We start from the raw sequence: 13707 nt of genomic DNA, 5'->3' as shown, positions 1-13707 counted from the left end.
AAAGATAAAACATAAAGACAACTTTAAGAGGACTGGTTTTGAGCATTTTGTTTTCCGAAGCCCGCATTGGCAACATGATCCTAAAGAACCGTTTTGTGCGAAGCGCAACGTGGGAGAACATGGCGACCGAAGATGGTCACATGACGGTAAAGCTTTACGATATTTACGAAACGCTTGCGAAAGGGGAAGTTGGGCTTATTGTCACGGGTTATGCCAATATCGTTGAAGAAGAGAAACCCAACGCAGGTATGATGGGGATCTACAACGACTCTTTTATTGAAGAATACAAAAAGCTAACAGAGCTAGTACATCAACAAGATTCTAAAATCGTGATGCAAATTGCTTACGGTGGCACCAAAACCACCCATAACGTCGGTGAGCGTGTCATCTTCGCTCCGAGTGACGTGCCTGAGCGTGGTACAAATACGCAAGGCAAAGCGATGACAAAGGACGAAATAGACTACATCGTAAAGGCATTCGCATTGGCGAGTAAACGTGCTCAAGACGCTGGTTTTGACGGCGTAGAGATTCATGCGGCGCACACTTATTTAATTAACCAGTTTTTAAGCCCGTACTATAATCGTCGAGAAGACGAATATGGTGGTGACTTAGAAAATCGCATGCGCTTTCTTTTAGAAATTTATTCTGAAACCAGAAAGCTGGTTGGAAGCGAATTTCCCATCCTCGTAAAACTGACGGCAACAGAGTTCTTTGACGGCGGTTTAACGTTCGATGAAACTCGCGTCGTCTGTAAGAAACTTGAAGAAGTAGGCGTTGATGCGATCGTCGTGTCTGGCAATATTCACGGCAAAGCAAACGAACTTGTTGGTCAAACGTTCGATGGTTACACACTACAAGAAGAAGGTTACTTTCACGAATATGGTCACGTGATCAGTCAGGATGTTAGCATACCGGTGATTACTGTCGGCGGGCTGAGCGACATTGATGCGATTGAGAAAATTGCAGAAAACACAGATATCCAATTTTTTGCTGTGTCACGCCCTTTATTGGCTGAGCCACAGTTGATCAAACGTTGGAAAGAAGGCAATCGCGCACCAGTAGATTGTGAACGTTGTTCAAAGTGTCGTACCAAGCGTGGTAACTTTTGCGTGGTGTATAAGAACCGAAATCGTCGCAAAAAATAGAACGAAGCGAATACACAAATACAAATTAGCCTCCACTCTGAATATGGAGGCTTTTAATTATCCGCATGTTAATCGAACCATTATTTATCTTCTTTTTGATAGTTTAAATAATGCACACAAAGATCGTGAAATGCTTTAGCTTGAGGCGAGATCGTGCGATCGGTTAACGTAAATATACCAATTTGCCTTTCAAGTGGTGGATCGATAAGCGGAATCCAAACCAAGCGTGTTTCATTGGTTGGGAAAGCAAGCTTCGGTAGGGTCGTGACACCAATCCTAAGTTCTAAGACAGAAAATAGCGAAGTAATATTTTCGACCGAATAGAGCGCTTGCTGACTCAGAGCTCTTGCTGGGGTTGGATCTAGAAGTGTACAAGTGCCGTTACGGATAAAGGGTTGTTCCAACAAAGTTTGCCACTCGATTCCTTCTGGATGACTCGCAATAGGGTTGTCCTTTAAACACACCACGCCTATTGGATCGGCTAACAGCGGCGTAAAGTCAATGCCGCCCTCATCGAGGTGAGAGGGGTTACCGAGCGCTAAGTCGACTTCACCGGAGAGTAAGCGAGCCTCGACGCCCGCCGCGTTATCATCGATCAAGCTTACTTCTACATTTGGATACTGCTCGCAAAAGGCACCCAACACGCTCGGGATGAGTTTCGCTGCAACAGAAGGAACGCTCGCAATTCGCACTCTCCCTTGCTGTCCGGCCGCGGCAGCTTTGAGATCGTTGTCCAGCGCACTGTAGATATTGAGAAACTGAACCACTTTGGGCAGACAAACTTCACCAAACGGGGTCAATTTGGTTTTGTTTCCGGGTTCAAACAGCGTTTGCCCTAGAATTTTTTCAAGCTCTTTTATCGATGTGGACAGTGCCGCCTGAGAACGATTTGCACGATGTGAAGCGGCTCGAAAGCCTCCTTCCTCGACTACCATCACAAAATGCATTAATTGTTGAAGCTTAATACTCATCCCTAATGCCTCTTAATCCCTTTATTTACGTTATTTTAAATAGAGTGATAAGTTTAATTTATCAAATGTCAAAAATTTACCGTTAGATTTATCGCCTGTCAATGTGCATCATTTAACCATATTGAAACAAAGCTGTTACAAAGGTTGAAAGGCACGTGAATACTCCTACTAAAAAACACCCAGTTAAAACCAGTCTATTTGCTTCTAAAGCGCCGCTTGAATGGGCGATAGTCAACAACGGAACCCTGTATACGGCTCAAATTCCTATTGATGACACAGGCGCGGTTGTGGAAGGCGGTATCGAAGCACAAACACGTCAAACCTTTAACAATCTCATTCACACACTGGAGTGTGCAGGGGAGTCTTTGGACTCGGTGTTGCAGGTCCTGATTTATGTGACCGACAGAGAATACTTAAAGACCGTTAACCAAGTGTACGCGGAATATTTTGAAGCGCCGTACCCAAATCGCGCCGCCATGGTGGTTGCAGGGTTAGCGCGAGAAGAGATGTTGGTGGAGTTTGTCGTCTACGCGTCGGCAAGCCAACCAGAATAAATCCAATAAGAACAATTAGAGATCAGTGAGTGGGTGGCTTGCCATCACAAATCGGAAGAACAAGGAAAGAACCATGACTTTTATTAACAATGTTCAAGCAGAAAAATCCCTCTATATAGCGGGTGAGTGGCAATCGGGCATGGACACCATCGCCAATATTAACCCTTCTGATATCAGCGAAAACATTGGCGATTTCGCACAAGCGAGTGTGTCGCAAGTAGAGCAAGCGATTCAAGCGGCTAAATCAGCGCAGCCAGAGTGGGAAAAAACACCAATCGAGCGCAAGCAAGCAGTGCTACAAGCGATTGGTGATGAGCTCATTGCACGATGTGACGAATTGGGCACCTTACTTTCGCGTGAAGAAGGTAAGCCATTTGCTGAAGGTCGAGGTGAGATATACCGTGCTGGCCAATTCTTCCAATACTTTGCTGCTGAGGTTCTGCGTCAAATTGGCGATAACGCTGCTTCCGTCCGTCCAGGTGTCTCCGTTGAAGTTACTCGTGAAGCCGTCGGCGTTATCGCCATTATCTCTCCTTGGAACTTTCCAACAGCAACAGCGGCTTGGAAAATCGCGCCAGCACTTGCGTTTGGTAACAGCGTCGTCTGGAAGCCTGCCAACCTAACCCCAGCAAGTGCCGTTGCGCTGACAGAGATTATCCATCGCCAAGGTTTACCTGCCGGCACGTTTAACCTCGTTTTGGGTAGCGGTTCGCAAGTCGGTAATACCCTTATCAATTCGAAGGATGTGAACGGCGTGAGCTTCACTGGTTCTGTGGACACAGGCCGTAAAGTTGCAGCGGCAACGGCACCAAATTTTGTGCGTTGTCAGCTAGAGATGGGTAGCAAAAATGCGCTCGTAGTGGCAGATGATGCAGACATTCAAATTGCCGTTGAAGCGACAATCGCAGGCTCATTCTCGGGTGCAGGTCAAAAGTGCACCGCGTCTTCTCGTCTTGTGGTTATGGACGGAATTCACGACGCGTATGTTGAAGCGCTAATCAAACGCATGAGCGAATTAAAAGTGGGTCACGCACTGGAAGAGGGCGTATTCATGGGTCCTGTTGTTGATGGTAACCAGCTGAATGCGAACTTTGAGTGGATTGAAAATGCACGCCAAGCAGGCGCGGAGCTGGCTTTCGGTGGTGAGCGTCTGAGCCTAGAGCATGACGGTTACTATATGTCACCAACCCTGTTCTTGAACACACAAAACAGCTGGGAAGTGAACCAAGAAGAAGTCTTTGCACCAATGGCAAGCGTGATTCGCGTTTCTGATTTGGATGAGGCGATTGCAGTCGCGAACGATACGCGCTTTGGCCTGACAGGCGGCATTATCACGCAAAGTCTGCGCAATAGCGCGATCTTCAAACAGCAAGTCCAAACGGGCTGCGTCATGGTTAACTTGCCAACTGCGGGTACAGATTATCACGTCCCATTTGGTGGCCGTAAAGAATCTAGCTTTGGCCCTCGTGAGCAAGGGCAGTACGCCAAAGAGTTCTACACCGTGGTGAAAACCGCTTATCAGCGCCCTTACTAAGAACAGCAGGGTAGCTGATGGTGTCAGTTACCCGCACTGAAAGGCTAAGAAATTGTTTAAGGAGTGGTTATGTACCAACAACGGATTGTGATTGACGGATTGCAGTACTGCAATTGGGATCGAGAGTATTTCCAAACGCTTAAGGCGAGTGGCATTACCGCCGTTCATGCCACTATCGTCTACCACGAAACTGCGCGCGAAACCTTAACGCGTTTTGCTGAATGGAACTTGCGCTTCGAGCAAAATGCGGACCTCATCATGCCTATTTATTCAATGGCAGATGTAGAAAAAGCCAAAGCAGAAGGCAAAGTCGGCATCTTCTTCGGCGCGCAAAATTGCTCACCTATCGATGATGAAATTGGTCTGATTGAAGTGATGCGCCGCCAAGGTCTGCTGATCATGCAACTGACCTACAACAACCAAAGCTTACTGGCGACAGGTTGTTACGAACAAAACGATTCCGGCGTAACTCGCTTTGGTAAGCAAGCGATTGAAGAGATGAACCGAGTCGGGATGATCATTGATATGTCCCACAGCGCGGAGCGTTCGACGTTGGAAGCTATCGAGCTCTCTTCGCGTCCAATTTGTATCAGCCATGCTAACCCGACGTTTGCGCATGACGCACTGCGCAACAAATCCAACACCGTGATCAAAGCACTGACGGAGCGCGGTGGTTTGATTGGATTCAGTTTATATCCATTCCATTTGCCAAATGGCAGCCAGTGCACGCTGGATGATTTCTGCCAGATGGTAGCGAAAACCGCAGACATGTTTGGCGTCGACCATTTAGGTATCGGTAGCGATTTGTGCCTAAATCAGCCGCAACAAGTGTTGGAGTGGATGCGCAACGGTCGTTGGTCAAAAGCGATGGATTACGGCGAAGGTTCAGCAAGTAACTCGGGATGGCCAGATGCGCTGCCATGGTTCTGCGGCAGCGCAGGGATGGAGAACATCTACAACGGATTAATGGGTCACGGATTCAGTGAATCTGAGGCTGGAAAAATATTGGGTGAAAACTGGTTCAACTTCCTTAAAGAAGGATTAGAGCCTATTTCATAGCATTCCCCAAAGTAGGAACCGCCTGCCCACATAATAACAATACGGCAGGCGTAAAACTCACATTTGTAGCCAGTCTTTGGCTGCTGCAAAGAACCTCTGGAGCCAGAGTATGTCTGATTTAACCAATAGCATGAAAGCTTCCACGATGAACGTGTCATCGGGCAAGTCGAAAGCAAAACACAACACATCAACAACAGAAAACACGACGGACAAATTAGGACTGAATAACCCGGCCTTTTGGTATAGCGGTGGTTTCATCGCGTTGTTCGTTGCTATTGCACTTTATGACGGCGAGCTGTTATCTACGATCGTTAACGCTGGCTTTGGCTGGGCAGTTCAGGTATTTGGTCCATACTGGCAGTTACTGCTGCTTCTCACTTTTCTTATTGGTCTTGGCTTGGCTGCAGGGCGAACAGGCAAGGTGATGTTGGGCGGGATTGCAAAACCAGAAATGGATTCTTTCCGCTGGATGGCGATTATTTTCTGTACCTTATTGGCTGGTGGTGGCGTTTTCTGGGCCGCGGCTGAGCCTATCGCACACTATGTTAGCCCACCCCCTTTATACGGCGCGCAAGATAACCCGCAGCAAGGTGCGGTGAATGCGTTGTCGCAATCCTTTATGCACTGGGGCTTTCTGGCTTGGGCGATTGTAGGTAGCTTAACTTCGATCGTGGTGATGCACCTGCATTACGACAAAGGTTTACCACTAAAACCCCGTATTTTGCTTTACCCAGTCTTGGGCGAACAAGCACTTAAAGGCCAACTCGGTGCATTGATTGACGCGTGCTGCATTATCGCGGTAGCCGCAGGCACCATCGGGCCAATTGGGTTTCTAGGCTTGCAGGTTAGCTACGCGTTAAATGCGCTGTTTGATATTCCTGATGGCTTTACCACTCAGCTTATCATCATCTTGTTTGCGATTGCTCTTTACACCTTGTCAGCACTCAGTGGATTAAGCCGAGGCATGCAACTGCTTAGTCGTTACAACGTGATTCTGGCAATGGCATTGATGGTTTACATCCTGTTTTTTGGCCCTACGAATTTTATCTTTAACGGATACATTCAAGGTGTAGGAAGCATGTTGGATAACTTTATCCCAATGGCGACTTATCGCGGTGACGAAGGTTGGCTAAGTTGGTGGACAGTATTTTTCTGGGGCTGGTTCCTGGGTTATGGTCCGATGATGGCAATCTTTATTGCGCGTATTTCCCGTGGTCGAACTATTCGCCAAGTTATTTCCACCATCAGTATTGTGGCTCCGTTAACCACCTGTTTTTGGTTCACGATTGTGGGCGGCTCAGGTCTTGCGTTTGAAATTGCTGAACCGGGTAGCGTGAGTGCGGCGTTCGAAGGCTTTAACCTGCCAGGTGCTTTGCTTGCGGTGACTCAGCAACTACCAATGCCAATGCTGACTTCAATTCTATTTCTGATTTTAACCACGATCTTCATCGTCACGACGGGCGACTCAATGACCTACACAATCAGTGTCGTGATCAGTGGTGAAACGGAGCCGAATGCGATCATCCGTACCTTCTGGGGAGTAATGATGGGTGTGACGGCATTGATCCTGATTTCTCTTGGCTCTGGTGGCATCTCTGCACTGCAATCTTTCATTGTGATTACCGCGGTTCCGGTTTCGTTGATTCTGTTACCGTCACTTTGGAATGCGCCGCAAATCGCAATCAAAATGGCGAAAGAGCAAGGGCTATAACAATTATCTAATTCAAACAACGTGGAGCTTGTGCGGGTGTTTTCCTCCTGCATCCGCACAAACCCTAGTATTCTTACAATAACAAATAGGTGGTGAGCAAAATGGATGCACATCGTTCTACTTATACGGAAGCAACTATGCGCGATGCAGCGATTGTCATGGCAGCCGAAAGGCTTGGCGCAATGCACCAAAACCGAATCAGCTTTGTTCGCAGTCTGATTCGTAATATGGCAAGCCAAAACTGGCAAGTAACCAAGCATGAGTGGCAGCTTTGTCCTCGTGGTTATGGTCATGTGATTTACAAATTGACCACGCCAGAGCACGTTTATCATTTGGTGGTATTCTGTGATGAAATTGCCGACGACGAGCGTAATGATCGCGTAATTGCTGAAAAGTGGGACGTCACATTTGCACTGGTTCAAGGCTATGTTGATGTTACTTTGTTGGAAAGATTGCGAGAAAATGTACCGCTGCAAGAAGCGGGACGTAATCCAAACAACGTACTTGTTCTTGCTCGCGCAAACAAAAGTGTGCGCGTGTTTGAGCACATTGTTAGCGCGCTTTCTCAAGGCGAGCAGCCTGAGCCGAAAGAATTAGCGGAAGTGGGTTATATCCTGCGTACCACAGCTGTTTATGGTAACGGAAAGTTTGGTATCGCCGACTTCAAACTGTTAGAGAATAACTCAGATTTCAGCCAGTCTTTTAGTGCGCAAATGTGTGCCGTATATATGTTGCGTGAATTCAGCCTAGATTGGGTGCACTATCTGGCACTTCAACAAGGTGGCGACAACGCGGTGGCTTTGCATCGTGGCTTGCAGCGCTACCTTGGTGTCGGTAATGCTACTGGCTTAGGCATGGCTCCATACTTGATTAATCACCCGTGTATTGTTGACCAATGGATGACCTCTCGCGAACGTGCGGTAGCGCGAGTCTTTGCGATGCCGTGTGAAGCGTCGTTCCATGATCCTTTGCAAGGATTGCTGCAAAAAGCACAGCGTCATTTAGAGCAAGTCATCACCATTAATGAACATCAAGACAGGCTCAATCATCAAGCGATAGCAGACATCAAACAACTGCTATCGGAGCTAACAACGTTAATGGCATTACATCCGAACTGGGCGAGTTTGGTCGAGCATAAGAAAACAATGAGTGTGGAAGCCCAAGAAATCCTCACCTCTTGCTTGATCGAACTCTACCCATCTTTAGTGGATGAATTTGCTAGCCAAATGAATACGGATGAAACGTTATCTATTCCGGGCGGGAAAAAGATCCAAGATTTACTGGAAGTGTTGCAAAGCAAGTACCGCTGGGCGATTGATGCGGATTACTCACTAGCCGAGAACAACTACTGGTTCTGGTATCGCTCACAAGATAAAGAAGAGCCAAGGCTTGGTGTTCGCGGGGAAGAGGCTGGAGAAGAAAAAGAACTGCCGCTTGATATTGGCAGACAAGTGAATCGCTTGTACCAGGCCTTGCTTGACTGTGATGTAGAAATGTCCGTAGCAGAGTTTCTATTGCAAAAACCGGCTTATCGTTCGATCACACGTCGCGTATGGACGTTAGGCAACCGTGCGATGGGGGATATTCAAATGAATGTGCTGCGTAAAGATGCGTTACCAATGCACTTACTGCGCTGTAAATTGGCGATCTTTGGTGCGACTAAGTTTGATCCGCGCTCGGATCGTTGGGTTCGAGTAACTTTCTTCCAAGGTGCGCCGTTGTTAGATGAAATTCACGCCCCTAAACTGGCAGACACATGGATTTTCCCTAGCATGCCGCCGCGTGACGAAATTGCGCAAAGTGATAATCAAAAAATCAATGGAGGATTTGCATTATGATCGTCTCTCACAACGAATTGGTGGCCGCGGTTAATAAGGCATTTCTTGGCATGCGCCGTCACTGTGGTGAGGCGGATGTCATTGCGAACATGGTGGCGGACTTGCAAATGGTTGGCTTACATGGAGTTCGCCATTTTAATAACGCCAGTCTGTTTCTTGGGTTAGATTCAGACTGCGCCGTATCGGTGACCAACAGCACACCGTCAAGCATAGAGGTAGAACTGCACAACGGGAGTGTGGCGTGTCATTTACCCGCGGTGTTGGATTTCGCGCTCGAGAAAATGATCAACCGTAAGTCGATTACCATTACGTTGAAACAGTGTCATAACCGTTGGTTGGGTTTCAGTGAGTTGTTGAAGCTCTCTGCGAAAGGCATTGCGTGCCGTGCACAATGGGTCAATGGCTCTAGTCCCAAGCGAACGCTTTATGTGTTAAACCGCGGACGAATCGCACCAGAAGTCTTTTTCTCGGATCAGTTTGATGGGCATGATACGGATTTGCATAGTATGGTTATCGAGCTCTCCGTGAACGATTTCGATATCGAGAAAAGTGCACAAGGATATACCACCCACATTGAAGGCGATGAGTTAAGCCGTACGCAACAAGCTTCTTGGCAAAATGGTATCTTTGTCGAAGACCAAGAATGGGAAACGCTGAAACAAACCGCAACCGCGTTGCTGGTGGAGAACAGTGAGCGTTCTATGCTCGGTGCTGGTGGTGTGGTTTAAGCGATGAAAGGCGATGATTCCAAGTAGAAGTGATGAAGGCTGCTCTTTAGCGGCCTTTTTTGTGCGCGAAGTTTGGTCACTTCTGAAGTTCAAAGACTATGATTACCGTTATCCGCAAGATGGATCAACACAGGTAAGAAAAATGGTTCTGCAAGAGAATAAAAGAAATGCCATTGCGTTTTACGAAACCGCCTATAGAGGTAATCCAAGAAAGGCAGTTGAAGACTACGTAGGTGATGAGTACATCCAGCACAATCCATTAGTTGGAAATGGCCCCGAGGCTTTTATCGAGTATTTTGAGCGGATGCAAAACGAGTATCCCGATAAAGATATTACGTTTGTGCGAGCTATTGCTGAAGGGAATTTGGTGGCACTACACACTCACCAAACATGGCCTAATGATATTGAATACGTGACAATGGATTTCTTTCGTTTTGATCATAATGGGAAGATTGTTGAACATTGGGACGCTCTGCAAGAGATCCCTAAAGAAACATTGAATGGTCACACCATGTATTAACGAGTCGTTGACGAGTCTCCCATGCCGTTTATTCAAACGGTATGGGAGGTTAAATGATTTGTGGCACTCGAAGTATTAATCATCAAAGCGCTTTTTCGATTCTCACCGCGACGTCTTCAGATACCCAGCCTTTCCACAAGTCAGGGTAGGTATTAAAGAAGTAAAACATCGCTTCTTCACCGTCCGCGTAGTTATCTTCCATCCAGGCCAGCATTTCACTCATTTGCTCGTTGGTAAATCCGCGTTTCTGCAAGTACGCGAATGCTTGGGGTTCTTTGCTCGCAAACGCCTCCGTTGTTACTGTGCGAACTGGAGAAGGTGGGTACATTGTTACTTTTGGTGAAGTGCAATCAGGCTGAGTGGTACAGTTGCGATACTCTTCTAAATCTGTTCCGCTACCAAAATCCACTTTGACCATATCATACTTGCCCAATACGGGAGTCGGTGACCAGTAGTAACCAAACCAAGGTATTTTGCGGTCATAGGCTTTAGCGATGGTGCCAGCTAGTGCTGCGCCAGAGCCTGGGTCAACCATCTCAAAGCCGTGCTCACTTAACCCTAATGCATTAAACAAGTGACCGGAGGTGATTTGGCATGTCCAACCAGCAGGGCAGCTATAGAACGCGAACTTGTCATCATCCTCTGGGTGTTCAAATAGTTTGGCGTGCTTGATGACGCCTTCTATCGTCGCGAGTTCTGGATACTGTTTTACCAGATAGGCGGGAACCCAAAACCCTTCTTCACCACCATTGACAAGCGATTCACTAGCGATGCGCAAGCGTTTATCCTCAATCCCTTTATCAAGTGCTTCTTTAATACCGTTTGTCCATAACTCTGGCGCAACGTCAGGCTGTCCCTTTTCAATCATAGAGGTGCCTGTAGGAACGCTATCACCAGGGATCAATTCCGCATCGCACTGGTAGCCTTCATTTAAGACAAATTGGTCGATGTGCGCCATTAAGCTTGCCGAATTCCAATTCATGTCTGCGATGGTTATTTTTCCGCATTCGTCCGCATTTGCATGAGTAGATAATGCTGATAGCAGCAGAACAGAGAGCATTGAAGGTGTCGTCTTCATGTGACTGAATTTCCTTGTCGTTGTCATTTACTTCAGTATATACATCGGTTTATAAAGATTCAGTGAACAAGTTTTTTTCAGTGACGTTGAGCATAAAAACGGCGATTTATGAAGCGTTTGGTGAGAGGGGTTGAAAGGGAGTTAATGTAGCAAGAACACTCCTTCGTAGCCGCCAATCTCAATATGAGAAACATAGTCGCCGATGTTACCGTCTTGATCTACAGGTCGCATAGGCTCTGGAAGCGCGATTGTCATCTTCGGTGAGGTGAAATAATCGATATTCTTGCCAAAGAAATCAGTTCGATACAGAACTCTGCCTTTGGTGAATTCTCGGGCTAACACCATCTCTGTAGGGCCATGCATCACTACCGTATCGTCTGAGTGATACGCAAAGTACGTATGGGTTGGTAACAAATCGATAGAGCCATTGGGCAAGTCAGGATGAGCCACTTTGCTCATAGAAGCATCTCCAATGACTGTGTAATCGGCAGGATAGGGCGTGCTGGTGGACATCATTACCGGAGTCGCCTGATATCCCTCTGGTGTTTGATTGGCAGGCTCTCCCAAATCAACGGCAAGCAAGGTGCTAGGTTGATAAGCAATATTCTTTGGTACGCCTGCTTTCCAGAAGTTGTCACCTGTTGTGTTATTACTTCCATATAAGTAGCCATTGTTCCACTGATTAAAGTAACTGCGCTCAGGGTGATAGTTTAAGTAGAACACCGCTAGTGCAGAGTATTGGTCCTGTTTCCAGTTATCCTCAGTGTTGCCAAAGTATTGAACTCGACCATAACGCGTGGTCGCTTGATAAATCACTTTCTGACCCGCTTTGGCGAGTGCAGAGTTATCCCAAAATTTAGCCAAGCCAGCATAGCCACTAAAGCCGGTAGCAGGGAAAAGGTAGTGCTCGCGCAAGTACAAGGAGCCAGCGTTAACCAAGTGGTTTTGCCCATTACGACCGAATAAGTTTGCCGTACCTATGTTGAGGCCAATTAACGCATCTTCATCCAGCGTTGCCAGTTTATTCAAGAACGCCGAGAATTGCGCTTTGTAAGCATCGTCAGCAGCTTGGCTACCCGCCACCAAACCAAGTTCATCCACTGTGCCTCCGGAATATATGTAGAACTGATTTGCACCGAGTAACTTATTCGTATCGTCGTTGTACGCACCATTTAAACCTTGTTTCGCCCATTCAGCTTGGTAATAGTGGCGCATTGTATTGGTAAAAACGGGATTACCGAGATTGGTCAATGCCCAAGAAGAGGTTTGATTCCACATACGACCAAATGGAATAACCCGTGACTCCCAACGAAATCGGGCCGTTGCATTCTTATTCGAACGGTTTTTGTATTCATTCCAAGAAAGATAATTGTCTTGGTTTCGATCTGCAGATTTGTCGAAGCCACGAATTTTACGCCAGCGTTGAATGGTTTGGCCTTCCGGTGTCTCCGTTGGTGCTCCTGAGATATTGACGGCAGGGAAGCTATCTTTGAGTTGAATGTTTTCGAGACGTGGGCGGTTTTCTATGTTGTCGTCATGCCAAGTAATTTTCGCAACGTAAAGGCGGCCGCCGTCGCGTAAAAAGGTGGAGCCAAAGTACTGACCGCCACCATAAGTTTTTCCGCTACCATCATGCGTTGTAGCGCGAACCCAATCCAAAGGAACAGACCAGCTTACTGTTTGGTTTTTAGTCATGTTCTCAGTTTTGTCTTTTTTAATCGCGAAGATTTTCCATTCAGTTACCCGACTAAACGAGTCGATAGCAGAAGGGTATTCAATCGTGAAGCTGCCGCCTTGAGCAAACTGAGAAAACGTAAAGGTTAAGCGGTCGAACTTCTCTGAGTGATAAACATAGAGCGCACCATCATTATTCGCCTGACCAAATACGTCAGCATCCCATGGCGGTGTTTGATATAGCCAAAAGCCGGCGTGGTCAGCGCTGGCGGTATAGCCAACGATCATCGGTTTTCGATTGAGTAATGTATTTTCACCATGGCTTGAGTCGACTTCAGCTAGGATAGTGTCTTCAGAAAAGTGGAGAAAGAAATCTTCGTAGTCAATTCCATTCAGTTCTGTTTGGTTACGTATATCGTTTTCCAGCCAACCTGAGTTAAGTTCCAGCTTTTGGTTGTGCATGTAACCAAGTGCTTGTACACGCTCATTATGACTTTTACTTTCGTAAGCGCCGAATACGATATCAGCATGATCCAGTTCCCATTCACGTGTAGCAACAGCAGAGATAGGCTTATCTTGAAGATCAATACCCTGTTCATGCAATCCAGGTAACACGATTGATGTTCTACTCCAAACGCTGGGTATAGAAAGTAAGCTCAGAGAAGCAAGTGCAATGAGAGAAAAACAATGCGACTTCAACATGGGGTTATCTCACTCATACTTAGATGACTCGAATTAAGGGCCAGAATACAAAGAGAAATTATAGTCCATTCACAAAGTCCTAATCAGGAACCCGTCGATAGAAGGCTTTACCGGAAATCGAGGGGGGAAGCCCGGCAAAAATGAGAAGGTCTGCGTCGGGTGTAGTACGTTCAAAGACTCAAAATTCCGTCTA

Annotated in this window: 11 protein-coding genes; 8 read left to right on the top strand and 3 right to left on the bottom strand. The window is 46.8% G+C overall.

Annotated features, from left to right (window positions below):
- The first annotated feature begins 38 nt into the window (after positions 1–38).
- Complete coding sequence (locus tag R8269_RS04400; RefSeq protein WP_171345438.1) at positions 39–1145, top strand: NADH:flavin oxidoreductase; 1107 nt, start codon at positions 39–41, stop codon at positions 1143–1145.
- An 80-nt stretch (positions 1146–1225) separates the two neighbouring features.
- On the opposite strand, the gene R8269_RS04395 is transcribed toward R8269_RS04400, so the two are convergent.
- On the bottom strand, positions 1226–2116 hold the full coding sequence (locus tag R8269_RS04395) for a LysR family transcriptional regulator (protein WP_318222464.1): 891 nt from the start codon (positions 2114–2116) through the stop codon (positions 1226–1228).
- A 155-nt stretch (positions 2117–2271) separates the two neighbouring features.
- Between R8269_RS04395 and R8269_RS04390 the strand changes: the two genes are divergently transcribed.
- From R8269_RS04390 to R8269_RS04360, 7 genes are all read left to right on the top strand, one after another.
- Complete coding sequence (locus R8269_RS04390; RefSeq protein ID WP_005375789.1) at positions 2272–2670, top strand: RidA family protein; 399 nt, start codon at positions 2272–2274, stop codon at positions 2668–2670.
- A 73-nt stretch (positions 2671–2743) separates the two neighbouring features.
- On the top strand, positions 2744–4204 hold the full coding sequence (locus R8269_RS04385) for an aldehyde dehydrogenase family protein (protein WP_053349978.1): 1461 nt from the start codon (positions 2744–2746) through the stop codon (positions 4202–4204).
- Positions 4205–4273: 69 nt separating this feature from the next.
- Positions 4274–5263, top strand: coding sequence for a membrane dipeptidase (locus tag R8269_RS04380; protein ID WP_053303711.1), 990 nt, complete (start codon positions 4274–4276; stop codon positions 5261–5263).
- A gap of 109 nt (positions 5264–5372) precedes the next feature.
- The gene (locus R8269_RS04375; protein ID WP_318222463.1) at positions 5373–6974 is read left to right on the top strand and encodes a BCCT family transporter; all 1602 of its coding nucleotides are present in this window, start codon (positions 5373–5375) and stop codon (positions 6972–6974) included.
- Between the two features lie 101 nt (positions 6975–7075).
- The gene (locus R8269_RS04370) at positions 7076–8812 is read left to right on the top strand and encodes a hypothetical protein (protein ID WP_169644561.1); all 1737 of its coding nucleotides are present in this window, start codon (positions 7076–7078) and stop codon (positions 8810–8812) included.
- Positions 8809–9540, top strand: coding sequence for a DUF3726 domain-containing protein (locus R8269_RS04365; RefSeq protein ID WP_025767672.1), 732 nt, complete (start codon positions 8809–8811; stop codon positions 9538–9540). The genes R8269_RS04370 and R8269_RS04365 overlap by 4 nt, the downstream gene beginning before the upstream one ends.
- A 142-nt stretch (positions 9541–9682) precedes the next feature.
- Positions 9683–10060 carry a nuclear transport factor 2 family protein gene (locus R8269_RS04360; RefSeq protein WP_104976614.1) on the top strand — a complete coding sequence of 126 codons (378 nt, stop codon included), beginning with the start codon at positions 9683–9685 and terminating at the stop codon, positions 10058–10060.
- A gap of 82 nt (positions 10061–10142) precedes the next feature.
- Here the strand turns inward: R8269_RS04360 and R8269_RS04355 are convergent, their stop codons facing one another.
- Positions 10143–11138 carry an ABC transporter substrate-binding protein gene (locus R8269_RS04355; RefSeq protein WP_268208333.1) on the bottom strand — a complete coding sequence of 332 codons (996 nt, stop codon included), beginning with the start codon at positions 11136–11138 and terminating at the stop codon, positions 10143–10145.
- Positions 11139–11279: 141 nt separating this feature from the next.
- A complete protein-coding gene (locus R8269_RS04350) occupies positions 11280–13514 on the bottom strand; it encodes a hypothetical protein (protein WP_318222462.1) in 2235 nt (744 codons plus the stop codon).
- Between the last annotated feature and the right edge of the window lie 193 nt (positions 13515–13707).

It is taken from the genome of Vibrio sp. Vb0667, from assembly GCF_033391095.1.
The sequence above is the reverse complement of the archived record's forward strand: the minus strand, read 5'-3'. Positions and strand labels throughout refer to the sequence as shown.

Coding starts and splice junctions, on each gene's coding strand:
- R8269_RS04395 (WP_318222464.1), bottom strand. CDS start 2,116: ATGAGTATTAAGCTTCAACAATTAATGCATTTTGTGATGGTAGTCGAG.
- R8269_RS04385 (WP_053349978.1), top strand. CDS start 2,744: ATGACTTTTATTAACAATGTTCAAGCAGAAAAATCCCTCTATATAGCG.
- R8269_RS04380 (WP_053303711.1), top strand. CDS start 4,274: ATGTACCAACAACGGATTGTGATTGACGGATTGCAGTACTGCAATTGG.
- R8269_RS04375 (WP_318222463.1), top strand. CDS start 5,373: ATGTCTGATTTAACCAATAGCATGAAAGCTTCCACGATGAACGTGTCA.
- R8269_RS04370 (WP_169644561.1), top strand. CDS start 7,076: ATGGATGCACATCGTTCTACTTATACGGAAGCAACTATGCGCGATGCA.
- R8269_RS04365 (WP_025767672.1), top strand. CDS start 8,809: ATGATCGTCTCTCACAACGAATTGGTGGCCGCGGTTAATAAGGCATTT.
- R8269_RS04360 (WP_104976614.1), top strand. CDS start 9,683: ATGGTTCTGCAAGAGAATAAAAGAAATGCCATTGCGTTTTACGAAACC.
- R8269_RS04355 (WP_268208333.1), bottom strand. CDS start 11,138: ATGAAGACGACACCTTCAATGCTCTCTGTTCTGCTGCTATCAGCATTA.
- R8269_RS04350 (WP_318222462.1), bottom strand. CDS start 13,514: ATGTTGAAGTCGCATTGTTTTTCTCTCATTGCACTTGCTTCTCTGAGC.